Origin of the sequence: Oricola sp. (genome assembly GCF_965230365.1) — a bacterium.
In the GTDB taxonomy this organism is placed as follows: Bacteria; Pseudomonadota; Alphaproteobacteria; order Rhizobiales; family Rhizobiaceae; genus Oricola.
The window spans coordinates 3,656,367-3,680,399 of record NZ_OZ246003.1 but is presented as its reverse complement, the minus strand read 5'-3'; the positions used below and the strand labels follow the sequence as shown (position 1 = coordinate 3,680,399).

Annotated in this window: 28 protein-coding genes and 1 pseudogene; 9 read left to right on the top strand and 20 right to left on the bottom strand. The window is 64.0% G+C overall.

Translation table 11 applies throughout. From position 1 onward, the window contains the following. Positions 1-10: 10 nt before the first annotated feature. From ACO06R_RS17860 to ACO06R_RS17850, 3 genes are read right to left on the bottom strand one after another with little or no spacing between them, the layout of a single operon-like run. On the bottom strand, positions 11-1,030 hold the full coding sequence (locus ACO06R_RS17860; protein ID WP_421853210.1) for a TRAP transporter substrate-binding protein: 1,020 nt from the start codon (positions 1,028-1,030) through the stop codon (positions 11-13). A gap of 18 nt (positions 1,031-1,048) precedes the next feature. Then, on the bottom strand, positions 1,049-2,356 hold the full coding sequence (locus ACO06R_RS17855) for a TRAP transporter large permease (protein ID WP_421853207.1): 1,308 nt from the start codon (positions 2,354-2,356) through the stop codon (positions 1,049-1,051). After that, the gene (locus ACO06R_RS17850) at positions 2,353-2,871 is read right to left on the bottom strand and encodes a TRAP transporter small permease subunit (RefSeq protein ID WP_421853204.1); all 519 of its coding nucleotides are present in this window, start codon (positions 2,869-2,871) and stop codon (positions 2,353-2,355) included. Before ACO06R_RS17850 ends, ACO06R_RS17855 begins: the two co-directional genes overlap by 4 nt. Positions 2,872-2,951: 80 nt before the next feature. On the opposite strand from ACO06R_RS17850, the gene ACO06R_RS17845 reads away from it, so the two are divergent. After that, the gene (locus ACO06R_RS17845; protein WP_421853201.1) at positions 2,952-3,413 is read left to right on the top strand and encodes a MarR family winged helix-turn-helix transcriptional regulator; all 462 of its coding nucleotides are present in this window, start codon (positions 2,952-2,954) and stop codon (positions 3,411-3,413) included. A 33-nt stretch (positions 3,414-3,446) separates the two neighbouring features. Here the strand turns inward: ACO06R_RS17845 and ACO06R_RS17840 are convergent, their stop codons facing one another. Beyond that, positions 3,447-4,388 (bottom strand): glycine--tRNA ligase subunit alpha, encoded by a 942-nt coding sequence (locus ACO06R_RS17840; protein ID WP_421853198.1) that lies wholly within the window; start codon positions 4,386-4,388, stop codon positions 3,447-3,449. A gap of 213 nt (positions 4,389-4,601) precedes the next feature. Here ACO06R_RS17840 and ACO06R_RS17835 point away from each other — a divergent pair, with 213 nt between their 5' ends. Next, positions 4,602-4,736 carry a hypothetical protein gene (locus ACO06R_RS17835; RefSeq protein WP_421853195.1) on the top strand — a complete coding sequence of 45 codons (135 nt, stop codon included), beginning with the start codon at positions 4,602-4,604 and terminating at the stop codon, positions 4,734-4,736. A gap of 310 nt (positions 4,737-5,046) precedes the next feature. Beyond that, complete coding sequence (locus ACO06R_RS17830) at positions 5,047-5,451, top strand: hypothetical protein (RefSeq protein WP_421853192.1); 405 nt, start codon at positions 5,047-5,049, stop codon at positions 5,449-5,451. Positions 5,452-5,499: 48 nt separating this feature from the next. Here the strand turns inward: ACO06R_RS17830 and ACO06R_RS17825 are convergent, their stop codons facing one another. Next, a complete protein-coding gene (locus ACO06R_RS17825) occupies positions 5,500-5,691 on the bottom strand; it encodes a hypothetical protein (RefSeq protein WP_421853189.1) in 192 nt (63 codons plus the stop codon). A 41-nt stretch (positions 5,692-5,732) separates the two neighbouring features. Beyond that, entirely contained in the window at positions 5,733-6,602 is an 870-nt protein-coding gene (locus ACO06R_RS17820; RefSeq protein ID WP_421853186.1) for a S49 family peptidase, read from the bottom strand. Between the two features lie 190 nt (positions 6,603-6,792). Between ACO06R_RS17820 and ACO06R_RS17815 the strand changes: the two genes are divergently transcribed. Together ACO06R_RS17815 and ACO06R_RS17810 are read left to right on the top strand one after the other, a co-directional pair. Next, positions 6,793-8,568 carry an acyl-CoA dehydrogenase gene (locus ACO06R_RS17815; protein WP_421853183.1) on the top strand — a complete coding sequence of 592 codons (1,776 nt, stop codon included), beginning with the start codon at positions 6,793-6,795 and terminating at the stop codon, positions 8,566-8,568. 20 nt (positions 8,569-8,588) lie between these two features. Continuing rightward, the gene (locus ACO06R_RS17810) at positions 8,589-9,338 is read left to right on the top strand and encodes a crotonase/enoyl-CoA hydratase family protein (RefSeq protein ID WP_421853180.1); all 750 of its coding nucleotides are present in this window, start codon (positions 8,589-8,591) and stop codon (positions 9,336-9,338) included. 3 nt (positions 9,339-9,341) lie between these two features. Here the strand turns inward: ACO06R_RS17810 and ACO06R_RS17805 are convergent, their stop codons facing one another. Further along, the gene (locus ACO06R_RS17805) at positions 9,342-10,121 is read right to left on the bottom strand and encodes an AraC family transcriptional regulator (protein WP_421853177.1); all 780 of its coding nucleotides are present in this window, start codon (positions 10,119-10,121) and stop codon (positions 9,342-9,344) included. A 120-nt stretch (positions 10,122-10,241) separates the two neighbouring features. Between ACO06R_RS17805 and ACO06R_RS17800 the strand changes: the two genes are divergently transcribed. Together ACO06R_RS17800 and ACO06R_RS17795 are read left to right on the top strand one after the other, a co-directional pair. Next, entirely contained in the window at positions 10,242-11,408 is a 1,167-nt protein-coding gene (locus ACO06R_RS17800) for an MFS transporter (protein WP_421853174.1), read from the top strand. A gap of 140 nt (positions 11,409-11,548) precedes the next feature. Next, the gene (locus ACO06R_RS17795; protein ID WP_421853171.1) at positions 11,549-12,202 is read left to right on the top strand and encodes a pyridoxamine 5'-phosphate oxidase family protein; all 654 of its coding nucleotides are present in this window, start codon (positions 11,549-11,551) and stop codon (positions 12,200-12,202) included. Positions 12,203-12,275: 73 nt separating this feature from the next. Here ACO06R_RS17795 and ACO06R_RS17790 read toward each other — a convergent pair whose 3' ends face one another. Then, positions 12,276-12,692 carry a MarR family winged helix-turn-helix transcriptional regulator gene (locus tag ACO06R_RS17790; protein ID WP_421853168.1) on the bottom strand — a complete coding sequence of 139 codons (417 nt, stop codon included), beginning with the start codon at positions 12,690-12,692 and terminating at the stop codon, positions 12,276-12,278. Between the two features lie 79 nt (positions 12,693-12,771). Between ACO06R_RS17790 and ACO06R_RS17785 the strand changes: the two genes are divergently transcribed. Together ACO06R_RS17785 and ACO06R_RS17780 are read left to right on the top strand one after the other, a co-directional pair. Next, entirely contained in the window at positions 12,772-13,320 is a 549-nt protein-coding gene (locus tag ACO06R_RS17785; RefSeq protein ID WP_421853165.1) for a cytochrome b, read from the top strand. After that, positions 13,317-13,760, top strand: a complete 444-nt coding sequence (locus tag ACO06R_RS17780) for a hypothetical protein (RefSeq protein ID WP_421853162.1) — start codon at positions 13,317-13,319, stop codon at positions 13,758-13,760. The genes ACO06R_RS17785 and ACO06R_RS17780 overlap by 4 nt, the downstream gene beginning before the upstream one ends. A gap of 19 nt (positions 13,761-13,779) precedes the next feature. Here ACO06R_RS17780 and ACO06R_RS17775 read toward each other — a convergent pair whose 3' ends face one another. From ACO06R_RS17775 to ACO06R_RS17720, 12 genes and pseudogenes are all read right to left on the bottom strand, one after another. Further along, a complete protein-coding gene (locus tag ACO06R_RS17775; protein ID WP_421853159.1) occupies positions 13,780-15,054 on the bottom strand; it encodes a class I SAM-dependent RNA methyltransferase in 1,275 nt (424 codons plus the stop codon). After that, a pseudogene (locus ACO06R_RS17770) lies at positions 15,051-15,807 on the bottom strand (TlyA family RNA methyltransferase). The gene ACO06R_RS17775 and the pseudogene ACO06R_RS17770 overlap by 4 nt, the downstream one beginning before the upstream one ends. A gap of 55 nt (positions 15,808-15,862) precedes the next feature. Next, on the bottom strand, positions 15,863-16,201 hold the full coding sequence (locus ACO06R_RS17765) for a hypothetical protein (protein ID WP_421853157.1): 339 nt from the start codon (positions 16,199-16,201) through the stop codon (positions 15,863-15,865). A gap of 129 nt (positions 16,202-16,330) precedes the next feature. Then, positions 16,331-17,248: a pirin family protein gene (locus ACO06R_RS17760; RefSeq protein WP_421853154.1), complete on the bottom strand. Its 918-nt coding sequence runs from the start codon at positions 17,246-17,248 to the stop codon at positions 16,331-16,333. A 102-nt stretch (positions 17,249-17,350) separates the two neighbouring features. Continuing rightward, positions 17,351-17,596 carry an exodeoxyribonuclease VII small subunit gene (locus ACO06R_RS17755; protein WP_421853151.1) on the bottom strand — a complete coding sequence of 82 codons (246 nt, stop codon included), beginning with the start codon at positions 17,594-17,596 and terminating at the stop codon, positions 17,351-17,353. A gap of 4 nt (positions 17,597-17,600) precedes the next feature. Continuing rightward, positions 17,601-18,530 carry a histone deacetylase family protein gene (locus tag ACO06R_RS17750; protein ID WP_421853148.1) on the bottom strand — a complete coding sequence of 310 codons (930 nt, stop codon included), beginning with the start codon at positions 18,528-18,530 and terminating at the stop codon, positions 17,601-17,603. Positions 18,531-18,608: 78 nt separating this feature from the next. After that, a complete protein-coding gene (locus tag ACO06R_RS17745) occupies positions 18,609-19,562 on the bottom strand; it encodes a hypothetical protein (protein ID WP_421853145.1) in 954 nt (317 codons plus the stop codon). Positions 19,563-19,630: 68 nt separating this feature from the next. After that, on the bottom strand, positions 19,631-20,563 hold the full coding sequence (locus ACO06R_RS17740; protein ID WP_421853142.1) for a hypothetical protein: 933 nt from the start codon (positions 20,561-20,563) through the stop codon (positions 19,631-19,633). Positions 20,564-20,594: 31 nt separating this feature from the next. Then, a complete protein-coding gene (ribB, locus tag ACO06R_RS17735) occupies positions 20,595-21,683 on the bottom strand; it encodes a 3,4-dihydroxy-2-butanone-4-phosphate synthase (RefSeq protein WP_421853139.1) in 1,089 nt (362 codons plus the stop codon). A 7-nt stretch (positions 21,684-21,690) separates the two neighbouring features. Then, positions 21,691-22,785: a chorismate synthase gene (gene aroC, locus ACO06R_RS17730; RefSeq protein WP_421853136.1), complete on the bottom strand. Its 1,095-nt coding sequence runs from the start codon at positions 22,783-22,785 to the stop codon at positions 21,691-21,693. 164 nt (positions 22,786-22,949) lie between these two features. Beyond that, positions 22,950-23,345: a hypothetical protein gene (locus ACO06R_RS17725; protein WP_421853133.1), complete on the bottom strand. Its 396-nt coding sequence runs from the start codon at positions 23,343-23,345 to the stop codon at positions 22,950-22,952. Positions 23,346-23,410: 65 nt separating this feature from the next. Next, positions 23,411-24,016, bottom strand: a complete 606-nt coding sequence (locus ACO06R_RS17720; protein WP_421853130.1) for a histidine phosphatase family protein — start codon at positions 24,014-24,016, stop codon at positions 23,411-23,413. Between the last annotated feature and the right edge of the window lie 17 nt (positions 24,017-24,033).

Below are 24,033 nucleotides of genomic sequence, written 5' to 3'. Positions count from 1 at the left end.
GGGATTGCGGTCAGTTCAGGTCCGACAACGCGCGATACTCGTTGTAGTCCGCAGCATAGGCGCGGTAGCTGTCGATGACCTTCTTGAACATCGCGTCCTCGGCGGACTTTTCCGCATAGACCTCATCGGCGGCGGCGCGCAGCGCATCCATGACAGCATCGGGGAAGCGCTTCACATCGACGCCGTTGGCGCGAAACTCGTCCAGCACCGCGCTCTGCGCCCCGGCGGCCATGCCCATCGCGTAAAGATTGGCGTCCGCGCACGACACCTCGATCGCCGTGCGTTGCGCGTCGGTCAGCGCGTCCCACTTGTCCTTGTTCATGTAGAACTCGATGAAGCCGGCGGGCTGGTGCCAGCCGGGGAAGTAGTAGTTCTTGGCCACCTTGTCGAAGCCGAGCAGCTTGTCGACGAGCGGAAACGAGAGTTCGGTGGCGTCGAGGCGGCCGGTCTCCAGCGAGGTCGAGATCTCGCCGGCCGGCAACGACATGGCGTTGGCGCCGAGCTTGCTCAGGATTGCGCCGCCAAGGCCGCCAATGCGGATGTTGAGGCCCTGCAAATCGTCCGGCGTGTTGATTTCCTTCGTGTACCAGCCGCCGGCTTCCGAAAGGATCACGCCGCAGGCCATCGGCACCAGATTGTAGGGCGCGTAGATCTCCTGCCACAGTTCCAGGCCGCCGCCATGGTGCAGCCAGCTGACATAGGACAGCGGATCGCCGCCGAACGGCACCGAGCCGAACAAGGCTGCCGCCGGCTCCTTGCCGCTTGCATAGGCGGCATAGGACCAGGCCGCGTCCAGCGCGCCGGCGCTGACATTGTCGAAGATTTCGAAAGGCGGCGAAAGTTCGCCCGCCTTGTGGTAGCTGAACTCGACTTCGCCGCCGGTGAGTGACGCGACATTGGCGACAAAACGTTCCGCCGTCGGGTGCAGCACCGGCAGGCCACCGAATGCGCTTTGCAGCGTATAGCTGTCGGCCGACGCGGCGGTGGCCGAGAATGCGGCAAGCGCCGCTGCGATCATGGTGTGTTTCATCTTTTTTCCTCCCTGTTTTCAGATGAATCCGGTGATCAGTCCGGGAAACACGATCAGCAGCGCCAGCACCAGCAATTGCAGGGCAATGAAGGGCAGGACGCCGCGGTAGATTTCAGGTGTCGAAAGCGCGTCGCCGACCGCGCCGCGCAGATAGAACAGTGAAAAGCCGAAGGGCGGGGTCAGGAACGAGGTTTGCAGGTTGACCGCGACCAGGATGCCGAACCAGACCAGCAGCGCGTCGCCGGAAAGCCCGTTGCCGAAATCCAGCCCGGCGACGATCGGGGCGAAGATCGGCACCAGGATGAGCGTGATCTCCAGCCAGTCGAGCACGAAGCCGAGCAGGAAGATCGCACCCATGACGACGGCAAGCACGACGAACGGCTCGGTGCCGAAGGCGGTGATGCCGGCCTTGATCAGCTCGTCGCCGCCGACCGCCTTGAAGACCGCCGAAAAACAGGTGGCGCCGATCATCACGAACAGGACGAGCGACGTGGTGACGACCGTCTGGCGGGCCGCCTTCATCAGCATGGCCGTGCTGAACCGGCCGTAGAAGAGGGTGATCAGCAGCGCGCCAAACGCGCCGAGCCCGCTTGCCTCGGTCGGTGTCGCCAGCCCGGCGATGATCGATCCGAGCACGGAGACGACCAGCGCCAGCAGCGGGCCGAGATCGAGAAGCAGGCGCAGCGGCGATGGCCGGTCCGCATGCACCGCCGCCGGCAGGTTGCGGGCCCGCCAGATCACCAGCGCGCCATAGACCACGACCAGCAGCAGGCCGGGTCCGATCGCGCCGGCGAACATGTCCGGTACCGGGGTCTGCAGCTGGTCGCCCAGCACGATCAGCATCACCGAGGGCGGGATCAGGATCGCCAGCGTGCCCGACGCGGCGATCAGGCCGGCCGACGTCGGCCTGTCATAGCCGCTTTCGGTGAGCCGCGGCAGCGCCAGCAGCGCCAGGAGCACGACCGAAGCACCGACAATGCCTGAAGATGCCGCCAGCAGGATGCCGATGACGAGCACCGAAACACCCATGCCGGCGGCAGTCCCCCCCAAGGCCCGTTGCGCTGCCCGAAGCGACCGCTCGGCGACCCCGGATGTCTCCAGGATCAGTCCCATGAAGATGAACATGGGGATGGCGACGAGCAGCCAGTTCGACAGCACATTGGCGTAGATGCGGCTGACCAGCAGGTTGAAGAAGGCGATGGGCAGGTCGGAGACGAGAATGAAGATCGCCGCCGAACCGGCCAGCACCATCGCCACGCGATAGCCCGCGAGAATGCCGGCCAGTGTCAGTGCGGCCATTGCGAGGGGAAGCAGCGTGTCGCTCATCTCGCCTCGCGAATCAGCCGCAGCGTCTCGATCAGCACGGCCAGCGCCAGAAGCGCAAGGCCGAGGGGCAGCACCGCCTTGATCAGCCAAAGGTCGTTCAACCCGGCATTGCGCGATCCCTCGTCGGCCTTCCAGGCGCGCGCCATGAAGTTCCATGATGCCGGCAGCACGAGCGCGAAGAAAGGCGCGGCAAACAGGACGTTGCCGAGAAGGTTGAGCCGCGCCTGCCAGCGCGGGCCGCGTGTCTGGTAGAAGAAATCGACGCGCACATGCCTGTCCACCAGCCAGATAATGCCGGCCGGCAACAGGCCAATAATCACCAGCAAGTGCCATTGCAGGTCGAGCAGCGAGTTCAGCGTGACCGCCTTGCCAATCAGGGGCAGGCTGGTTTCGAAGGTGAGGACCGGATTGATGTCGGCGGCGCTGAACAGCACCTGCAGCACGATCAGCCCCATCAGCACGATGGTGGCGACCGCCAGGACGCCCAGCCCGGCTTCTGTTATGCGTGCCCGCATGCTCCTCCCCAATTTACCTCCATATGGAACTATATATTTCCATGTGGAGCAATCTTTTTTTTTGGCTTAGGCTGTAGCGCATGAAACTGATCGACATTCTGGACGCTACGACGATCCCCGTCGGATATCGGCTGGCCTTCCTGACGAATTTCTGGCGCGAGCCGCTGCTGCGCCGCATGGAGCGCGAAACCGGGCTGATCCGTCCCGAACTGACGGTGTTGATGTGCCTGAGCTTTCAGCCCGATCTGAACGCCCGCGATATCTGCGAGATCACCGAACAGCCGTCGAACACGGTCAGCCGTGCCGTCGTGTCGCTGCAGGCCAAGGGCATGATCACCCGCGCCCGCGACGAGGTCGACACCCGCCGCCGCGTGCTCAACATCACGCCGGAAGGCCGGAAGGTGCATGACGGAATCATGGCGATGTTCGCCGGCGCCGAGGCGCATATGCTGGAAACCCTGTCGCCGGACGAGGCGGAGACGCTGACGCGCCTGCTCGACAAGCTGGCGCGCGATGTCGAGCGCTGGCGTCCGGAAAACTGAGGCTGGCGGCCGGCGCGTATGCCTGACTGGTTGTCAGGCCCCGCCCGCTTCGGTCAGCAGGAAGGCTTCGCCGCATTGGCGCGACAGGTCGCGCACGCGCAGGATGTAGCTCTGGCGCTCAGTGACGGAAATGACGCCGCGCGCATCCAGAAGGTTGAAAACGTGGCTCGCCTTGATGCAGTGGTCATAGGCCGGCAACACGCATTTGTGCAGGCGCTGGTTGGCGTTGTCGTCCGGCGCGCCGGCGGCCAGAAGCGCGGCGCATTCGGCCTCCGCGTCCTCGAAATGCTTCAGCAGCATCGCCGTGTCGGCATATTCGAAATTGTGGCGTGAATACTCCTGTTCGGCCTGCAGGAACACGTCGCCATAAGAGATCCGGTCGTCGCCATCCTGACCGTTGAAGTTCAGGTCGTAGACATTGTCGACGCCCTGCACATACATCGCCAGCCGCTCCAGACCATAGGTCAATTCGCCGGAGACGGGCGCGCATTCGATGCCGCAGACCTGCTGGAAATAGGTGAACTGCGACACTTCCATGCCGTCGCACCAGCATTCCCATCCGAGCCCCCAGGCGCCCAGCGTCGGGCTTTCCCAGTCGTCCTCGACAAAACGGATGTCATGCAGCAGCGGATCGAGCCCGATCGCCCTGAGCGAGCCGAGATAAAGCTCCTGCAGGTCGGGCGGCGACGGCTTCAGGATCACCTGGAACTGGTAGTAGTGCTGCAGGCGGTTCGGGTTCTCGCCATAGCGGCCATCGGTCGGCCGGCGCGACGGCTGCACATAGGCCGCCTTCCACGGTTTCGGGCCGAGCGAGCGCAGCGTCGTCGCCGGATGGAAGGTGCCGGCCCCGACCTCCATGTCGTAGGGCTGCAGGATGACGCAGCCCTGCTCGGCCCAATAGGTCTGCAATGTCAGGATCAGGCCCTGGAACGAGCGGGAAGGGTGAAGGGCGTCGATTTTGGTGTGCGCGGTCATTGGTCCGGTCCCGAAGTGGCGCGGGTTCGTTGGCACGCGCCAGCGGTTGGGTCAAGCCGCCGAGGTTGGTTAACACTGAGTTAACGCCGTGTGCGAGAGCGCACAGCAGGGTCCTGCGGACTGGCGGTATAAGCGGACCAGATGCTCGACGCACAACCAAGCGAAAGCCGCGTCTGAAGGCGGGGCTACCCCGAAAAAAAATGGAGGTATGGCATGCTTATCGAACTCTTCGCCCGGATGTTGATCATTGCCGCACTCCTCACCCCGGCTGTCGTGACCGGCGGCGCCGTCATCGCCGCTGAACCGGCCTTCGCACCGCAGTTCAGTGCCTCAAGCGCCGGCCGCTGATCCAGCCGGCCAGCTCAACCGCATCAACGATTGTTACAAGCTCGTCCTCAGCCGCGCAGGTTCCAGTTTTTCACTGTCACAATGAGCGTCTCCTCGCGGGGCAAACCAGGAAAGGGTCGGTTTTCCGGCCCTTTTTGTTTGCCTGGACCAGACAGAAAGGTTGGTTAACGCAAGGATAACGCGATGTGCGCGAACGCACAGAAAGCCAGATGGCGAGGCGGCACAACAGGGGCAGATTTTCGAAGGCGCACAAAACCGAAAGCCGCACTTCGAAGGTCGGGGCTAACCCGAAACCGAATGGAGAAATGACATGAACACCACCTTGATCGCCCGAAACGCGCTTGCAGCCGCGATCCTGATCCCGATGATCGTCACCGCCGGTGTGGTCATCACCACCGAACCGTCCTTCGCCCAGCAGAGCTCGCCGGGCGGCGGCAACAATGGCGGCCGTGGAGACCGCGGCGGCGACAATGACCGCGGCGGAGAAGGCTCGTCGGCGCTCGATTTCGATCCAGTCGTGTGCGCTGCAGCACCGTGTCCGCCGCAGCGTCGTCCGCCTCGTCGGAAGCCCACGCCGGTCCAATCCGTGAGCATCGCGCCCGATTGCTCGTGCGAAATGCGCACCGTGTCGTCCGGCGGTCAGCTGATCCGCATCAAGGACTGCTACAAGGTCGTCCACAACCGCGTGCGCTACTGCCAACCCCTGGCGCAGTAAGCGTTCGGTATCCGAACATGAAGAAGGGCCGGATCATCCGGCCCTTTTTCATTCGTCCGGTCCCTTGACCCGGTATTCGCCGGTATTCTCGTCCTCGACCAGCGTGCCGCTGGCCCGGTTTTTGGCTTCCTTCTCGGCCCGGCGCACCCGCGCGGAGACGCGCTCCGCTTCCCTGACGAAGGCGCGGTATCCGACAATGCCGACGCCGACGACGCCGGCGAAAAACAATACCTGAAACATGACCTTTCCTCGCGCGCTGCAAAAGTCCGGGGCAGTGGACGTTACAGGCCGAACCGCCCCCAAAGAATACGGTCCCGCGCCGCCTCGATCAATCCGCCGGCGGCTGCGTTCGCCAGGCCCGCCGGCTCGAATCCGTTGGCCTGTCCGCCGACGCCCGCGCCCATGCGGCGGCCCATGAAATTGCGCTGCGGCGCGATCAGGCGCAGCGTCGCCTTGTCGCCGAAACGCTCTTTCACAAAGGAGCGGATATCGCCGATATGGTCGACAAGCCCAAGCTCGCGGGCCTTTTCGCCGACCCAGAACGCACCGGTGAAAAGGTCCGGATGATCGGCAAGCCGGTCGCCGCGCCGCTCGCGCACCAGATCGATGAACACCTTGTGGATGTCGAGCTGGATCGATTTCAGCCGCTCGATATCCTCTTCCTTTTCGGGCTGGAACGGATCGAGGACCGACTTGTTTTCGCCGGCGGTGTGCACGCGGCGTTCCACGCCGAGCTTGCCCAGCGCCTCGACGAAACCGAAGCCCGCCGAAATGACGCCGATCGATCCGACGATCGACGACGGGTCGGCGATGATCTCGTCGCCGGCGGTCGCGATCATGTAGCCGCCGGATGCGGCGACATCCTCGGTGAACACAAGGACCTTCTTGTTCTTTTCCTTGGCGAGATCGCGGATGCGGCGGTGGATCAGCCGCGACTGCACGGCAGACCCGCCGGGCGAATTGACGACGAAAGCGACCGCGGGCGCGCGCTTGTCGGCAAACGCCTTCTCGATCAGATTGGCCGTGCCGGCCAGCGACAATGTCTGCGAGAACGGCGAGCCGCCGCTGGCGATGGCACCCTGCAGCCGGACAACGGGGATGACCGGGCCATCCTGCCGGAAACGTCTCGGGAGCAGCTTCTTCAGTATCATCGGCGGGCGGTCCTTTTTCGTCGAAATGCGATTGCGCGTTATGTAAGTTGTCTGTTGGCGCATGCAACATGCAGGCATCGGGAGAGAAGGCTCAGCCATGCGTCATTGACGTTTACGTAAAAAGCGGATAGCGCTGCCGGGACTGCTGCATCGGGTGCGCCGACCGCGATCCGGCTTTAGGGGAGAAAGCATGTATCAGGCTCCGGTTTCCGAGATTTCCTACACGCTCAAGGCCGTCGCCGGCATGGCCGACGTACTCGCCGAAGCCCGTTTCGGCGACCTGTCCGAGGATCTTGTCGACGCGGTGCTGGAAGAAGCGGGCCGGTTTGCCGGCGAGCGGATCGCCCCGGCGCACATTCCCGGCGACCGGCAGGGCGCGCGGCTGACCGACGGCGTGGTTACCATGCCGGACGGCTATGGCGATATCTACGCCGACTGGACGGCTGGCGGCTGGGCCAGTCTTGGCGGCGAACCGGACTATGGCGGCCAGGGGCTGCCGGTCATGTTGTCGATGGCGGCGACCGAGATGTGGAACTCGTCATCGATGGCCTTCGGCCTGGTCACGCTTCTGACTACCGGCGCGGTCGAGGCGCTGACGGCGCATGCCAGCGACGAGTTGAAGGCGGTGTTCCTGGAGAAGATGATCTCCGGCGAATGGACCGGTACGATGAACCTGACCGAGCCGCAGGCCGGTTCGGACCTCAGCGCGCTCAAAAGCCGCGCCGAGCGCCGCGACGACGGCACCTACCGCATCTTCGGCCAGAAGATTTTCATCACCTTCGGCGAGCACGACATGGCCGGTAACATCGTGCATCTGGTGCTGGCGCGCCTCGCCGAAGCGCCGCCGGGAACCAGAGGCATCTCGCTGTTCGCCGTGCCCAAGTTCCTCGTCAACGAGGACGGCACGCTTGGCGCGCGCAACGACGTGTTCTGCTCCGGGCTGGAAGAAAAGCTCGGCATTCATGCGTCGCCGACCTGCACCATGATCTATGGCGACGGCAAGTTCGGCGACGAGCCGGGCGCCATCGGCTATCTCGTCGGCGAGGAAAACCGCGGCCTCGCCTGCATGTTCACGATGATGAACAATGCCCGGCTCGCCGTCGGCGTGCAGGGTGTGTCGATTGCCGAAGCGGCAACCCAGAAGGCGGTTGCCTTCGCCAATGAGCGGCGACAGGGCAAGGCGCCGGGCTGGACCGGCGAGGGCATGAGCCCGATCGTGCTGCACCCCGACATACGCCGCGACCTCCTGACCATGACATCGCTGACACGCGCGGCGCGCGCCATCACCTATGCCTGCGCGCATGCCATCGACATGGCGCGGCTCGGCGAGGGCGACGACGCGCGCCATTGGCACGAGCGCGCCAGCCTGCTGACCCCGGTCGCCAAGGCGTTTGCCACCGATATCGGTTCGCAAGTCGCTTCCATCGGCGTGCAGGTGCATGGCGGCATGGGCTTTGTCGAGGAGACGGGCGCGGCGATCTACATGCGCGACGGCCGCATCAACCAGATCTACGAGGGCACCAACGGCATCCAGGCGATCGACCTGGTGACCCGCAAGCTGCCGCAGTCCGGCGGCGATTGCGTGCGCGCCTATTTTGCGGAACTCGACGCGGTGCTGGACGCGCTCAAGGCTTCCAACAATCCGGACTTCGGCGAGGCGCATGACCGGCTGTCGGCATCGCTTGCCGATCTGCGCGCGGCGACCGAAACCATCGGGGCAATGCTGCGCGATGGCGGCCAGGCCTCGGCGCTGGCCGGCGCGACGCCTTATCTGCGCATCTTCGGGCTTGCGGCAGGCGGCATCTATCTGGCGAAATCCGCGCTTGGCGATGCCGAAAACCGCGAGCGGACGGCGCTGTGCCGGTTCTTCGCCGAAAACCTCGTCAGCGAAACCGCCAATCTGCGCCGCACGGTCGAGACCGGCGCGGCCAGCCTGCATGCCGCCGGCGACATGCTGGTCGCCTGACAATCGGGAGCAATTCAGCAATGAGCGAACATGTCGTCGTCGAGCGCCGCGGCGCGGTGCAGATCATCCGGATGAACCGTCCGGACAAGAAGAATGCGATCACGCGCGCCATGTACAAGACGATGGCCGACGCATTGGTTGCCGCCGACGCGGACGACAACATCCGCGTTTCCGTGTTCTTAGGGACGCCGGGCGCATTTTCGGCCGGCAACGACATGCAGGACTTTCTCGTGGTGGCGACCGGCGGCGAACATGGCGGCGAGGTCGGCGAGTTTCTCGTTGCGCTGGCGAGCGCCAAGAAGCCGGTTCTCTCGGGCGTCGACGGGCTGGCGATCGGCGTCGGCACGACGATCAACCTGCATTGCGACCTGACCTTCGCCACGCCGGCGTCGCTGTTCCGCACACCGTTTGTCGATCTGGCGCTGGTGCCGGAAGCCGGCTCCAGCCTGCTGGCGCCGCGTGTCATGGGCCATCAGCGCGCCTTCGCGCTCTTGGCGATGGGCGAGGGCTTTACCGCCGAAATGGCACTGGAGGCCGGACTGATCTACAGGGTCGTCGAGGCAGAGGCGCTGGAAGCCGAAACGCTGGCCGCCGCCGAGGCGTTGGCCGCAAAGCCGCCGCAGGCGTTGCAAATCGCCCGCGAACTCTTGAAAGGCGCGCCGGATCCGGTGATCGAACGCATCAAGGAAGAGGGCGCGCTGTTTGCCAAGCAGCTCAAATCCGACGAGGCGCGCGAAGCCTTCATGGCGTTCATGGCGCGGAAGAGATAGGCGTCAGACGGCAGCAAATGGCCGCTTCGCCACGAACCCGCTCGGGCTGACGCCGAGGGTCTGGCGGAACATGTAGCTGAACGCGCTGGACGACTCGTAACCCATGTCGAAGGCGACTGCAGTCACCTTGTGCCCGGCGGCCAGCAGTGAGACGGCGTGGAAAATCCGGGCGTGCCGCAGCCACCGCGAGGGCGGCATTCCGGTCTCGGAGACAAACAGTCTTTCGATGGTCTTGCGGCTCGCCGGCGCGCCGGCCAGCCACGTCTCGACCGAGCGGATGTTGCCGGGGTCGTCAAGCGCCGCTTGGGCGAGCCCGCGAATGCGATCGTCATGCGGCAGCACCAGAGACAGCGGCACGTCGCGCGCGCACAAAAGTTCGTACCGGAGAAGATCGTGCAGGGCGTCGGTGTGTGCGGGCGCGCGCGCAGCGGCGCTGTCCGGCATGGTGGCGTCGAACAATGCGCCCAGCAGCGGCGTCATGGCGATGACCCTGCAATCGCGGCCGATCCTGTCCGCTTCATCGCGGCTCAAGTCCACATAGAGCATCACGTCTTTGGATCCGTAGCGCATCCAGTGCTCGGTATCGGGCGGTATCCAGACCGCCATCGCCGGGCTCAGCAGCAGAACGCGGTCGGGCGTGCCGACATACATGGAGCCCGAGACGGCGGAGATGAGTTGGCCAAAATCATGCGAGTGCCAGTCGTAGCTCTCGCCGGTCTCCGGCCGGATCGTTTCGCCGAGATACCGCGGGCGATCCACAATGACTGCCTGCACATCTTTCACTGACGAATCCTCGATGCAAAAAGCCTTTCTCTCGACAGAAAGACATACGATGAAATGGTAGGCTACGCAAAGTGACCAGGCATTGTGCCCGGTCGATTGCGCCGGGGCCTCGTCTCTCCCATGACCAACCGCCGTTTCATGACATGGCTGGCTCTTGGCCATTTCGCCATCGACTGGCCGATTTCGGCGTTGTGGCTGATCGTGCCCGCCGCCGGGCTTGCCATGGGGCTGACGCCGACAGAGGTCGGCCTGCTCTTCACCCTGTTCAGCATTGGCGGGGCTCTCGCCTTCGTCCCGGCGGGATTTCTTGCCGATCACGTCTCGAACCGGGGCCGTCTGCTTGCGGCCACGCTCTGGTGGGTGGCCATCGGCTACGGATTGGCGGCGCTTGCTCCCGGTTATTGGAGTCTCGCAGTGCTTCTCGCCATTGCCGGCATGGGCAACGCGGCCTGGCATCCGGTTGCGACCGCCGTGTTGGCGCGCGACAACCAGGATAGCCGCGCAACGGCGATCGGGATCCACGTCGTCGGCGGCTCGTTCGCGGAAGTACTGGCACCGCTCTCGGCCGGCTTTCTGCTGTCAGTCGCGAATTGGCGCGACGTGCTGGCGCTGTCGGTCGTTCCCACGGTTCTGCTGGGCGTCTGTTTTATCTGGGTGGCGCGCGCCGTCCCGCGGGTTGCGAAAAAGACGGTCGATCATGAAGACCTGCTGGATCTGTTACGTGCCTGGCGCACTGGCAGCGGGTTGCGCATCGTCGCGACGATCAGCCTCTACAACATGGCGTTGTTCGCGCTTTTCAGCATGATCCCGCTCTATCTCGCGGCGGTCCATGACCTCGCGCCCGCGACCATCGGTATTCTCCTTTCCGCGTTGCTCGTCACCGGGGCGCTGGCGCAGCCCTGGGTTGGATGGATGTCCGACAGCATCGGGCGGCGGCCCATTCTTGTCGCCGGCAATGCCATCGCCGCTGGCGCCGTGACGGTGTTGGTATTCGGGCCGCCATTCTGGCTCATGGTCACGATGATGGCGGTTGCCGTCGCCGCTCTCGACGCGATCCGCGCGGCGATGCTGGCGACCGCCGTCGATCATTCCGGTCGCAACGAAGGCACTACGCTCGGCCTTGCCTTCGTCCTGATGGACGGCATAGGCGCGTTCGGCGCCGTGCTGGCCGGTGTCGCCGCCGGCATTGCATGGCCGGCCATGTTCGCTCTCGCCGCCGTATTCGCTTTCTCCGCCGCAGTTCTGAGCGCGCGCATCGGCGGCGGTACGCCGGATGAGCAGACATAACGATCTGATTGATCGCCTCAAAATCCCGACTTCAGCCCAAGTTGACTATTGCTTTTGCCCGGATGACCCTTGGTTGTCCCGATGCCGATTGCCGAACAGATACAAGCCAACCAGGACATGCTTTAGAGGAAGCAGAACAGATGGCTGCGAGAACCGAACTGAAGCCTGAATTCCTTGTGCGCGACGAGAGCGACCTCAGAACGTCTTTCTCCGACACGCACGATATCGCGATCAAGAAGTGTCTGGATCGCATCGACAAGCATGCGCGGGCGTTCATCGAGCGGTCGCCGTTTCTGTGCATCGGCACGCAATCGAAGAGCGGCGCCGCCGATGTCAGCCCCAGAGGCGATCCGCGCGGTTTCGTCCAGGTGTTGGACGAAAGGACGCTGCTGATCCCCGATCGGCCCGGCAACAACCGCCTCGACACGCTTTCGAACATCCTGACGAACCCGAGTGTCGGGCTGCTCTTCCTCGTCCCCGGTTACGACGAAACCATGCGCGTGAACGGCGAAGCGCGCCTGACGCGCGATCCAGACTTGTTGGCGCCGATGGCGGTGAACGGGCGCGCGCCGACGCTCGCCATCGCCGTCCATGTGGACGAGGTGTTCATCCACTGCGCCAAGGCGCTCAGACGGTCGAAACTCTGGGATCCCGGCGAATTGCAAGCCAGGGACGAGATGCCGTCTTTGATGAAGATCATCCTGGACCAGACCACAGGCGCGCCCGACGATCCCGAGAAGATGGACAAGCTGGATAACGCGCTGGAAGAGGAATACCGGCGGAGCATGTATTAGGCGGATCGTCGTGCGCAAACCGCGCACCGTCGGCCTGTATCCGGTTCGGACCTGCAAATCCGGCCAATGGCACCTAACAAAGAGCGCCTTGCAGAACCCGTCTCAGCGTATCCCTGTCCGCCGGCGAAACCGGGCCAAGTATCTCGTTGATGGTGTCGGTGACGGCGCCGCGCAGGTGTGCGACCACGGTTTCGCCGGCCGGCGTCAATGAAACCAGACTGACGCGCGCATCGCTGGGCGACACCTGCCGCTCGACAAGCCCCTTGTTCTCAAGCGTGCGTATGGTGCGGGTCATCTGTGACTTGTCTCGCGACACCCTTCTGGTGAGTTCGCTCATTTCGGGACGGCCCATGTCGGCGATGGTCAAAAGGATGATGCCGCCGCCCGGTCCGACGTTCTCCTTGTCGAAGCCGGCCGCTTTCGCCTGAAGGCCAAAGTGGATTCGTCGCATGAAGCGGTCGATCAGCAGGGCGAGTTCGGTGTCAGGCATGGGTGTCCTTTTGTTGACTTAGTCCACAAATCATATTAGTGGACTTTATCAACGTAACGGGATCAGGTCCGGTGATCAAATGACAAGATACCATCCGGCGCTTGTCGCTTTGCATTGGGTCATGGCCATCATGATTTTGATGGGCTTGTTCTTCGGAAAGTTCGTGCTGACAGCCATGGACAATGCCGATCCGGAGAAGGTGCAGGGCCTTGGCGGGCATATGACCATTGGCCTTCTGGTCGGTGTATTGCTGGTTGCGCGGCTGATCGTTCGTTTCGCATCGGAAAAGCCGCCCCATGCCGAAACCGGGCATGCGGTTCTCGATCGTCTGGGGGCGGCGACGCATTGGGTGTTGTATTCCCTGGTGGCCCTTATGGTCCTGAGCGGATTGGGTACAGCGCTGGGCGGTGGCCTGTTTCCAATCGTGTTTGGCGGGTCCGGTGACCCGATACCCGCAGACCTGAATGACCTTGCCCCGAGAATGGCGCATGGTCTGGTGTCCAATTTGCTTATTCTGCTTCTGCTGCTCCACGTCGCGGCGGCGCTTTATCACCAGTTCTTCCTGCGCGACGGCCTCTTCGGGCGCATGTGGTTTGGAAAACGCAAGCTCTCGGAGGCTGACCAGTGAGCAGCACGCATGTTTTTGCATTGAAAGTCGCGGCCGTCCTTTGGGTCATCTGGGGGCTCGTACACACTCTGGCGGGTGGCATCGTGCTCGCAAGCGATGCTTCGGGCGGGTTCCAGGCCATCGCGGACGCCATCGACCCCGCCGCGCTTGGGTTCGACTACCACGCTGCGGTCGGCGGCATACTCAACCAGCACGGCTGGAACCTGGGCTGGTTCGGCATTGCCACGGTCATCGGCGCCGTTTTCATCTGGCGTCAGAACATGACCGCGATCTGGATCACGGGGATGATCGGTGGCCTGGCCGATCTTGGGTATCTGCTATTTGTCGACATTCCGGGATATGTGAACTTCTTTCCCGGCACCGTCATGACCCTGGTTTCGGGCAGCGCGATCGCTTTGAGTTTCTGGGTGTGGCTGTCGAACCGGAGCCGCACGGCCTGAATCGGTTTTCAGCGTCAGTCTATAAGTCAGACCAGTGGCGCTTCTTCGAGCGCGGCCGCTCCAGCAGTGCGACGGCCTCCAGATGCGGCGTGAAGATGAACTGATCGACCGGCGTCACCGATGAAAGCCTGAAGCCGGCGTCGATCAGGGTCTTCAGGTCGCGGGCCAGCGTCTGCGGATTGCAGGAGACAGCGGCCACCCGGCTGACCTGCGAGGCGGCAATCTCGCGGCATTGCGCCTCGGCCCCGGCGCGCGGCGGGTCGAACACCACCCCGTCATAGGGTTTCAGTTCGGCGGCGGTCAGCGGCCGCCGCGCCAGATCGCGCCGTTCGACGGTGACCGGTTTCAGGCCGGCGCCAGCCGCGCGGCGAAAGCCGGTATCGAGCGCGGCAATCGAACCGGCATCGCCCTCGACCGCATGCACGGTCGACTTGGCAGCAAGCCGCAGCGCAAACGTGCCGCAGCCCGCATAGAGATCGGCGACGCGCTTTGTCTTTTTCATGTGGCCGGTGACGAGCCCGGCCATCACCTCTTCCATCGCCGGAACCGCCTGCAGGAAGGCGCCGGGCGGCGGCGAGACGGCAGTTGCACCGAAACGGACCGTCGGGGCGCGTGGCGCGAGCACGGTCTCGCCATTGACGGCAAGCCGCGCCAGCCCGTGCCGGGTCACCAGATCGGCGGCGGCGCGCTTCTGCCGGTCGTCGGGCTTCACCGGGCCGTCGACGGCGACGTCGAGGCCGGTCTCGGTGAGATTGACGGTCGCATGCACCGGCTTGCCGTTCGGCAAAATGCTGGCGAGCACCTCCTTCAGCGCCGGCCGCGCGGCGGCGATGGCGGGTTCGATGACATGGCAGACATCGATATCGATGATCTCGTTGCTGCCGGCCCGCTGGAAACCGAGCAGCACGCCTTTTTCAGTGAGGATCGCCGAAAAAACGGCGCGCCGGCGGGTCTGCGGCGCACAGAAATGCGGCGCGGCGACAGCGGCGGTGTCTATACCCTGCGCCGCGAGCGCGCGGGTCAACAGCGAAACCTTCCAGTCGCGATAGGCGGGTTCCGCCATGTGTTGCAGCGTGCAGCCGCCGCACTCCTCGAAATGTCGGCAGACGGGGTCGATCCGGTCGGCGGACGCTTCGGCAACGGAAAGCAGTGTGGCGCGCTTGCCGTCGGCAATCGCCACGACGGTTTCGCCGGGCAGCGTGAAGGGCACATGCACAGTCGCGCCCTCGTGCGGCGCCGCGCCTTCGCCGCGCGTGCCGAGTTCGGTAATCGTCAGTTGTACTGTTTTTGTCATGCCTTGCGCCCGGCGAGCAGATATTCGGTGTTGCCGTCGCTGCCGGCAATCGGCGATGGCGCAAGGCCGAGCGCCGTCCAGCCCGGTTGTGCGCCGAGCCATTCGGCAAGATCGTCGGCGCAGCGGGCGGCGATGTCGGGCGCGACGATACCGCCCTTGCCGACATGGGCGCGTCCTACCTCGAATTGCGGCTTGACCAAGAGAATGGCCGCCGCATTCGGTGCGGCGAGGCCGAGCGCCGGCGGCAGTGCCAGCTTGAGCGAGATGAAGCTGACATCGCTGACTACGAAGTCCGGCGCGTCGCCGCCCAGATGGTCCGCCGTCAGGTCGCGGGCGTTCAGTCCTTCGATATTGATGACGCGCGGATCGGCGGCGATCCGCTCAGCCAACTGGCCGTGGCCGACATCGACAGCATGGACATGGCGCGCGCCTTGTTCCAGCAGCACCTGTGTGAACCCGCCGGTCGACGCGCCGATATCGAGCGCGCGCCGGCCTTGCGCCGACAGGTCGAAATGATCGAGCGCGGTTTTCAGCTTCAACGCGGCGCGCGACACGTAGCCGCCAGGCCGGATCGTCGATGCCGATTGCGCTGCCGGGATCGACCAGCTGACCGGGCTTGGTGACGGATTTTCCCGCGACCCGCACCGTGCCGCGCAGGATCGCGTCGCGGGCGCGCGAGCGCGACGGCGCCTGGCCGGTCTCGACCAGCAACTGGTCGAGACGGATGCGCGGTTCGGGCGGCGAAGCATTCATGCCGTGTCATTGCCCGCGCCGTGGCGCGATGGCAATGGGCTGGGTGCAAATCGCCTCAGCCAGTATAGACGACGCGGATTTCGGGATCGGGCGCCCAGTCGGGCAGTTCGACGCCGCCGGTTGGCCGCAGGTCGACATCGGGCCTGTCCTGGGGCAGGTCCTTTGCGGCTGTGCCGCCGGCCGGAGCGGGATCGGACACGCGAATGAAGATCGGCGTCTCGTCGAGGCCGAAACCGTCGCGCAGCCCGCCGATGGCGGCCGCCGCCTTGGAGGCCATCGCCTTCGCGAGTTTCTTGTCATATTGCGGCTGCACACTTCCGGCGAAGGCTGGCTGCATGACCGCCAGACTTCCCAGAAGCGTTGCTGCGACCGCTGTTTTCAGCGTGTTCGCCATGTTTCCGTCCACCACCCTGTTGGTGGATGAAACATAGCGGGGGCGGGTTATTTCGCTGCAAAGAAACGCGGTAAGTTCAAGACTAACAGCGATAGTTTCTGCCGGGTAAACATCTTGAGCGCGTCGGGGTTACTTCGGCAGCGGGATGTACTCCTTTTCGTCGCCCGGCACGATGTCGAAGCGGCCGGTCTTCCATTCCTCCTTGGCCTGTTCGATGCGCTCGCGCGAAGAGGACACGAAGTTCCACCAGATATAGCGCCGCGAACCGATCGACGCGCCGCCGAACAGCATGAACGACGCGCCGCGCTGCGAGCGCACGACGATGCGGTCGCCCGGCTTGAACACCAGCAACTGGTCTTCGCCGAAACGGTCGCCGGCGATAACGATTTCGCCATCGACGGTGTAGATAGCGCGCTCTTCGGCGTCGGCGGGAATTTCGATCTCGCCGCCGACGGGCAGGGTGATGTCGACATAGAGTGTCTCGGCGTGCTGGGTGACCGGCGAGGTGACACCGTGGAACTGGCCGATCAGCACGCGCGCGCTGGCCTTCTCGCCGTCGATCATGCCCATTTTGGCCGCAGCGGTATTTTCGAATGCCGGTGCGATCTCCTCGCTGCCGTCCGGCAGCGCCAGCCAGGTTTGCAGGCCCGACAGCCGCCGCTTCGTGTCGCGGATTTCCTCCGGCGAGCGTTCGGAATGCACGATGCCGCTGCCCGCCGTCATCAGGTTGATGTCGCCCGGGCTGATGACCATCTCGGTCCCGAGACTGTCGCGGTGGCGGATCGTGCCGTCATAGAGATAGGTGACCGTCGACAGGCCGATATGCGGATGCGGGCGCACGTCCATCGCCTGGCCGGGCGCAAACGTCGCCGGGCCCACGCGGTCAAAGAAGATGAACGGGCCGACCAACTTCCTCTGCCGTGAGGGCAGGGCGCGCCTGACCTCGAAGCCGCCGATATCCTTGGCGTTGGGAATGATCAGCGTGTCGATGGCGCTGCAGGCGAGCGCGTCGCCGGGTTCGGGATCGTCGCAGGGAAAAAAGCTCATGCAAGGCTCCGTTGATGTCTCTACGAAACCTAAGGCGTTCAGCCGGATTTCAAAGTCCGGCCGGACGCGACATATCGTTCGAAATTTTCGAACGACATGAAGTCAACCGTCAAGCGGTTCGGTGCCGGTGGGCTTGCCGTCGCGGGTCAGCTTGATTTTCTCGATCTTGGCTTCGGCTGCCTTCAAAAGCGCGTCGCAGCGGTTGCGCAGCGCCTCGCCGCGCTCGTAGATCGCAATCGACTCATCAAGCGGAACGTCGCCGCGTTCCAGCTTGTCGACGATGTCCTCGAGATTCTTGAGCGCCGTCTCGAAGTTCATCTCTTTTACGTCGGTATTGGCGTCGGCCATCGTTTCAACCTCGCATCAGTCGCAAAATGTGGGCGCCGGCGGACGCCGACAGGCCCTGCAGGTCGTAACCGCCTTCGAGCAGGCTGACCAGCCGGTTTCCGGAGAGGCGGTCGGCCGTTTCCATCAGCTTGCCGGTCGCCCAGTCGAAATCGTCCTCGACCAGATTGATCTCGGCCAGCGGGTCGCGGTGATGCGCATCGAAGCCGGCCGAAATCAAGATCAGGTCAGGGTGGAAATCATCGATGGCCGCAAGCACACGGTCGCGAAACGCCTCGCGAAAGTGATCGCCGGTGTCGTGCGCGCGCAGCGGCGCGTTGCAGATCGTGCCGTGTTCGCCCGTTTCTTCCAGCGCGCCGGTGCCGGGATAGAGCGGCATCTGGTGGGTCGAGCAGTAGAGAACGCTGTGGTCGGCCCAGAAGATGTCCTGCGTGCCGTTGCCGTGATGCACGTCCCAATCGACAATGGCGATCCGCTCGGCACCGTGCTTGCGCTGCGCGTAGCGCGCCGCGATGGCCGCTGTGTTGAACAGACAGAAACCCATCGCGCGATTGGTCTCGGCGTGGTGGCCGGGCGGTCGGGCGGCGACAAAGGCGTTGTCGGCGGTGCCGAGGAAAACATCGTCGACGGCGGCATTGGCCGCGCCGATGGCATGCAGCGCGGCCTCGAAGCTCTTCGGACTGACCGATGTATCTTCGTCGATCTGGGCGAGGCCGGTTTCGGGAATATGTCCCTCCACCCGCCGGATGAACGCCTGCGGATGTGCGTAGCCGATCGTCATGGCATCGCCGCGCGGCGCTTCGATCCGGTCGAGCGGATCGAAGATATCGGCCTTCAGGACTTCATGCAGTGCCCGCAGTCGGTCGGGCCGCTCGGGATGGCCGGGCGGCGTGATGTGTTCCAGAAAAATGTCGTGCGAATAAAGACGTGTGGTCATGCCCCTATGTAGCATCAATGACCGGCGATGCCAGCGAACGTCAGCGCGCCGCGACAAATAGGCCAATGGTGGCTTCGATCATCGCGCCAGCGGCCTGCCGGCGAGCGTCTCGCGGCCCTTCTCGACCAGTTCGCGGAACTGACCGGACGCATTGGCAAGCTTGCGGTCCCATTCCGGGTCCGGCGTCTGGCCTTCGATACGGGCGAAGTAGACCTGCATCAGCGAAGCGATGGCGAACGGCTCGATGATGGCGGCGCGGAACGCCCACGCGATGATGAAGGCGAACACAAAGACATAGCCGCTGGTCGGACCCGGCACGAGCCAGACGAGCAGGCTGGCAGGCGCGAGCGCGATGAGGAACACGATCAGCGAGAACAGCCAGATGAATGCGGCCAGCCAGACGGCGTTGCGGACCATGTGGGTGCCGTTCTGGGCGTAGAGCACCAGCGCGTGGCGCGACGATTCCCACGGATTTTGGGTCTCCATGCGGATGTTGTAGGCAAGGATGATCTCGTCGACATAGGTCAGCGACATCCGCACGACGGCGTTGAGAAAGCCGACCAGCGTGCTGAGGCCCGGGATCGGCAGGAAGGCGGCGACACCGCCGAGCAGGCCGGTGACGGCGCGGATGACGCCCTTGATCAACTGGTCCAGCGCAAACAGCACATTTGCCTCGCCGAAGCGGGCGCGCACTGTCGCCTGCGCATGGGCGATCTGGCCTTGTGCGGGCGCTTCGCCGTCGAGCAGGGCGACCATCACCGCGATGTGGCCGGCCTTGACCATGTAGAGGATGTATTCGCGGATCCAGTAGACGATGACCGAGGTGATGCCGAGCCCGGCAATGCCGCCCCACACCGCAAACGATGTCGGGTCGCCGCCAATCTGGCCGACGCCGTAGCCGATGCCGGCGCCGCCGCCGATGGCGACCAGATAGGCAAAGGTGATGCCGAAATAGACCGCCATCCTGAGCAGGATGAATGGCATGGTGCGGGCCATGATGGCCAAGGACGTTCCGATGGAAAAATCCCACATCGCGCTTCTCCCCCGTTCATGCCCCAACCGGCCGGCGAGCCGGTTTTGGCAGCATAGCGGGAAAAGCGTTACGGCACCACGACCAGCAGCAATCCATCTTCGCTTGCGGTGACGATACGACCCTCGATCAGGACGATCGCCTTGTCGACGACAAGTGTCAGATCAATATCGGGCCTGTCGGAAAGCGGGAAGCGCAGCCGCTTGCGGTCCTGCGACGGCAGCACGATTTCCTCGCCGCCGCCGAAATCTCCAACCGCTGAAAGACCAAGGTCGCGCGATCCGATAACATGGTTGGACAGGTCGGTGGCGATGTCGTTCTCCTCGACAAGCCGCGTACCGTCCCAGGTAATCGAAAACAGCCTGCCGCCGATATGCGGCGTGCGCACCGCATAGACGGCGGCCGGTCCGCCTGCGCCGCCTTCGACAATGCCGGCGACGTTGAGCCAGCGGTTCGGCCGGCCGTTCTCGCTCGATACCGCGAGTTCGGTCAATTCGCCGTCGCGCATGCCATAAAGCGCCAGCGCCGCGCCGCCCGTCTGCGAAGCGCGGATGGCGATCACCTCGTTGCGGCCGTCGCCGTCGAGGTCGCGGATGCGCGGCGTGATGTCTTCGAAGACCTGGTTTTCCGGCAGCACGAATTCGTGCCGTGTCCCGCGCTCGGTGACGATCTTGAGCGAACCGCCCTCGATCGCGTCGCCAAGCACGCCATGCCGGTATCGCGAGGTCGGCCGGTCGAACCATGCATTGCGGATGTCGCCATCGTCAGCCAACGCGACCTTGCCGTCGGGAAGCGCGCCATCGGGCGCATCGATCGGTCCATTGTCGAGCGGCGCGCTCGACAGGCACACGCCTTCCGGCGTCTCGCAGGCGTCGAGACGAAAGAGTTCTTCGCCAAGGCGAACATAGCTGCCCTTGGTCGTCTGCACGATCTCGTTGACCGGTAGCGGTGTGCGCACTGCAAACACTTCGGCGGCCGACACATCTGCGACCGATGCGGTCAATGCCGCGCTCAGCGAAATCCCAAAAACGAAACTAACCGGTTTCCGTCGACGAGATCCGGATTCCGAAACCTTCCAGCCCCACATAATGCCTCTCTCTCGATGCGAAGAGCCTGATCGAGCTGATCCCGAGATCCTTGAGGATCTGGGCGCCCAGGCCGATTTCGCGCCACTCGTTCTCACGCTCGCGCGCCTCGGCGTGCTCCTCCGACAGCGGGCGCCCCGCCGTCTTTGCCACGCCTACCGATCCCTCCCGCAGATAGACCACCACGCCCCGGCCTTCTGAAGCCATGCGCTCCAGCACTGCCTCCAATGCCTTGTCGGAACCGAATACGTCGTCGACAACCGATTCCAGATGCAACCGGACCGGTATGTCGACGCCGTCGCGAATGTCGCCGAACACCACCGCCAGATGCTGCATGGGATCCCAGGGCAGGGTGTAGGAATAGGCCTTGGCCGGCCCGGAGACCGTCGTCACGTCGAAGGTGTCGACATGCTCGATCAGTGTTTCCTTGCGCTGACGGTAGGCGATCAGGTCGGCGACCGAAATCTCGCGCAAGCCGTGCTCTTGGGCAAAGGCGTGGACCTGCGGGCCGCGCATCACCGTGCCGTCGTCATTGACCAGTTCGCTAATCACGCCGATCGGCGGCAGGTCGGCGAGCCGGCACAGGTCGATGGCCGCTTCGGTGTGGCCGGAGCGCATCAGCACGCCGCCTTCGCGCGCGACCAGCGGAAAGATATGGCCGGGGCGCACGAAGTCGGGCGCGCCGGCATTCGGGTTGGCCAGGTTGCGCACGGTGACGGTGCGGTCATCGGCCGAGATGCCCGTGGTCGTGCCGTGCTTGTAGTCGACGGAGACGGTAAACGCCGTGGAATGCGGCGCGTCGTTCTCGGCTACCATCTGCGACAGGTTGAGGCGCTTGGCCTCCTCGCGCGGCATTGGCGCGCAGACGATGCCGGATGTGTGGCGCACGATGAACGCCATCTTCTCCGGCGTGGTATGGACCGCGGCAACGATCAGGTCGCCTTCGTTCTCGCGTCCGTCATCGTCGGTCACGACGACGATCTCGCCGCGTTCAAAGGCCCGTATGGCCTCGATTACACTGGTCTGGTCGTATGTCATTTCGTCCTCAAACACGCCCGGTTTGGCCGCGATGCCGCAGATAATGGTCGGCTATCACGCAGGCTAGCATGGCTTCGCCAATGGGCACTGCGCGAATGCCGACACACGGGTCGTGCCGGCCCTTGGTTACGATATCGGTTTCGGCACCGTCGGCGGTAATGCCGCGTCGCGGCGTCAGGATCGATGAGGTCGGTTTAACCGCGAAGCGGGCGACGATCGGCTGGCCGGTCGAGATGCCGCCGAGGATGCCGCCGGCATTGTTGGAGAGAAACGCCGGATTGCCGTATTCGTCGATGCGGGTCTCGTCGGCATTGTCCTCGCCGGTGATGCGGGCTGCTTCAAAGCCGTTGCCGATTTCCACGCCCTTGACCGCATTGATCGACATCAGCGCGCTGGCGATGTCCTGGTCGAGCTTGGCGTAGATCGGCGCACCGAGCCCCGCCGGCACGCCGTCGGCGACAATCTCGAGCACGGCGCCGACCGACGAACCGTTTCTGCGGATACCGTCCAGATAGTCCGCGAATGTCGCAGCCGCCTCTGCGTCGGGGGTGAAGAACGGGTTCCGGTCGACCTCATCCCAGTCCCAGCGGTCGCGGTCGACTTCGTGCACGCCCATGCCGACAAGCGCGCCACGCACCTGCATGCCGGGCACGACCTTGCGGGCGATTGCGCCTGCCGCCACGCGCGCCGCTGTCTCGCGCGCCGACGAACGGCCGCCGCCGCGATAGTCGCGCAGGCCGTATTTGACGTCATAGGTGAAATCGGCGTGTCCGGGACGGTAGCTGCGCGCGATCTCCGAATAGTCCTTCGACCGCTGGTCGGTGTTCTCGATCATCATGCAGATCGGTGTGCCGGTGGTGATCAGCGCGTCGTCGCCATCGTTGGGCATCACGCCCGACAGCACCTTGACCGCGTCGGCCTCGCGGCGCTGGGTCGTGTATTTCGACTGGCCGGGCTTGCGCTTGTCGAGATAGCTCTGGACCTCGGCGACCGTGAACGCGATCCCGGGCGGGCAGCCGTCGATCACGCAGCCGAGGGCGGGCCCGTGGCTCTCGCCCCAGGTGGTGACGCGGAACAGATGGCCGAATGTGTTGTGAGACATGAAGAAACCTGTTTGCAGGCTGCTTCTAGAGCGTTTCTTCTCCGGATGGAAGCGCTCGGCCGGTGGGTTTTTATGCGCAGCACAGGCGCGAAGATCGACAGTTGTAACGCCGAAGCGGGCGCAATTGCACTGCCCCGCCGTGCCTTGTTCGCGATCAGGCCCGCCTACTTCACATTGATATCCAGCTTGTACCGCTTCGACCGGCTGGAAGGCGCTCCATTAAACTCGGGCCAGCGGATCGACACGACCGCCGAATCCTTGCCACGGTAGCCGCGATTGGGCGTATAGCGGATGAGCATGAGGCCGACTTGTCTGCCCGCGCACCTGCCCTCATTAACGACATGACGTTCGTAGCTCACATCGATCCGCCCATGTTTCGGCTTGCCTGGTACCGAGTGTTTGAGTTTGCCGAGATACCGGCAGCTCTTGCCTTCCGTGACAAACATGGCTTCTACGACCGTAGTCCTGTTGGCGCGAACTTCCCTCGTCTCAGCGACGGCGGGAGCAGTAAAGGATGCGAGCAGAAGTATTGCAGCAGCAAAAAACCTTGGAACGCGCATGATTGCCCCCTTGAATACAGCACTTCTATTGCTGCACGCTGCTGCCGAAGGGTCAAGTGAAAACTTTATGTATTGCCTTGCCAGTATGAACGCTCGCCGTCGAAGACGTAGATATCGTCCTGTGGCACAAGCGCGTCGGCGATCTCTTGACCCGAAACATTCTCGTAAAGGAAGCGGATCGCCCGAATAATCCCGCCATGGCAGACGATCACGGTCGGTTCTGACAGTTCTTCCAGAAAGGCCGAGACTCGGTCGGTCAACGAAGCATAGCTTTCGCCGCCGGGCGGCGTGTGGTTCCATTTGTCGGCGTTGCGCAACGCCATTTCTTGCGGAAATTCGGCCGTCAGTTCCGACAGCAGCTTGCGCTCCCATTCGCCGAAGCCGATTTCCATAAGCCGGTCGTCGACGCGGAATCCGTCCTCGTCGAGACCCAGTTCGGTGCGCATGATGGACATCGTTTCGCGCGCCCGCCCGAGCGGGCTGGAGACGAAATCCCATTCCCGCCAATCCTTGCCGACAGCTACGAGTGTGCGGCCATTGCCCCGTGCCTGGTCACGCCCGGTATCGTTCAGCGGCACATCGGTCTGGCCTTGGTAGCGGCGGTCCCGGTTCCAGTCAGTCTGGCCGTGCCGGATCACAAAGAACAGCGGTCGCAAGGCGGTGCTCGGCATGTCGAAGCTCCTGACCC

Bases quoted from the DNA above. Each gene is read 5' to 3' on its own strand.
- ACO06R_RS17835 (WP_421853195.1), top strand. From the start codon at position 4,602: ATGCTTATCGAACTCTTCGCCCGGATGTTGATCATTGCCGCACTCCTC.
- ACO06R_RS17795 (WP_421853171.1), top strand. From the start codon at position 11,549: ATGGCTGCGAGAACCGAACTGAAGCCTGAATTCCTTGTGCGCGACGAG.
- ACO06R_RS17755 (WP_421853151.1), bottom strand. From the start codon at position 17,596: ATGGCCGACGCCAATACCGACGTAAAAGAGATGAACTTCGAGACGGCG.
- aroC (WP_421853136.1), bottom strand. From the start codon at position 22,785: ATGTCTCACAACACATTCGGCCATCTGTTCCGCGTCACCACCTGGGGC.
- ACO06R_RS17775 (WP_421853159.1), bottom strand. From the start codon at position 15,054: ATGACAAAAACAGTACAACTGACGATTACCGAACTCGGCACGCGCGGC.
- ACO06R_RS17815 (WP_421853183.1), top strand. From the start codon at position 6,793: ATGTATCAGGCTCCGGTTTCCGAGATTTCCTACACGCTCAAGGCCGTC.
- ACO06R_RS17825 (WP_421853189.1), bottom strand. From the start codon at position 5,691: ATGTTTCAGGTATTGTTTTTCGCCGGCGTCGTCGGCGTCGGCATTGTC.
- ACO06R_RS17830 (WP_421853192.1), top strand. From the start codon at position 5,047: ATGAACACCACCTTGATCGCCCGAAACGCGCTTGCAGCCGCGATCCTG.
- ACO06R_RS17800 (WP_421853174.1), top strand. From the start codon at position 10,242: ATGACCAACCGCCGTTTCATGACATGGCTGGCTCTTGGCCATTTCGCC.
- ACO06R_RS17850 (WP_421853204.1), bottom strand. From the start codon at position 2,871: ATGCGGGCACGCATAACAGAAGCCGGGCTGGGCGTCCTGGCGGTCGCC.
- ACO06R_RS17760 (WP_421853154.1), bottom strand. From the start codon at position 17,248: ATGAGCTTTTTTCCCTGCGACGATCCCGAACCCGGCGACGCGCTCGCC.
- ACO06R_RS17750 (WP_421853148.1), bottom strand. From the start codon at position 18,530: ATGACCACACGTCTTTATTCGCACGACATTTTTCTGGAACACATCACG.
- ACO06R_RS17785 (WP_421853165.1), top strand. From the start codon at position 12,772: ATGACAAGATACCATCCGGCGCTTGTCGCTTTGCATTGGGTCATGGCC.
- ribB (WP_421853139.1), bottom strand. From the start codon at position 21,683: ATGACATACGACCAGACCAGTGTAATCGAGGCCATACGGGCCTTTGAA.
- ACO06R_RS17765 (WP_421853157.1), bottom strand. From the start codon at position 16,201: ATGGCGAACACGCTGAAAACAGCGGTCGCAGCAACGCTTCTGGGAAGT.
- ACO06R_RS17745 (WP_421853145.1), bottom strand. From the start codon at position 19,562: ATGTGGGATTTTTCCATCGGAACGTCCTTGGCCATCATGGCCCGCACC.
- ACO06R_RS17860 (WP_421853210.1), bottom strand. From the start codon at position 1,030: ATGAAACACACCATGATCGCAGCGGCGCTTGCCGCATTCTCGGCCACC.
- ACO06R_RS17720 (WP_421853130.1), bottom strand. From the start codon at position 24,016: ATGCCGAGCACCGCCTTGCGACCGCTGTTCTTTGTGATCCGGCACGGC.
- ACO06R_RS17820 (WP_421853186.1), bottom strand. From the start codon at position 6,602: ATGATACTGAAGAAGCTGCTCCCGAGACGTTTCCGGCAGGATGGCCCG.
- ACO06R_RS17840 (WP_421853198.1), bottom strand. From the start codon at position 4,388: ATGACCGCGCACACCAAAATCGACGCCCTTCACCCTTCCCGCTCGTTC.
- ACO06R_RS17725 (WP_421853133.1), bottom strand. From the start codon at position 23,345: ATGCGCGTTCCAAGGTTTTTTGCTGCTGCAATACTTCTGCTCGCATCC.
- ACO06R_RS17790 (WP_421853168.1), bottom strand. From the start codon at position 12,692: ATGCCTGACACCGAACTCGCCCTGCTGATCGACCGCTTCATGCGACGA.
- ACO06R_RS17810 (WP_421853180.1), top strand. From the start codon at position 8,589: ATGAGCGAACATGTCGTCGTCGAGCGCCGCGGCGCGGTGCAGATCATC.
- ACO06R_RS17845 (WP_421853201.1), top strand. From the start codon at position 2,952: ATGAAACTGATCGACATTCTGGACGCTACGACGATCCCCGTCGGATAT.
- ACO06R_RS17855 (WP_421853207.1), bottom strand. From the start codon at position 2,356: ATGAGCGACACGCTGCTTCCCCTCGCAATGGCCGCACTGACACTGGCC.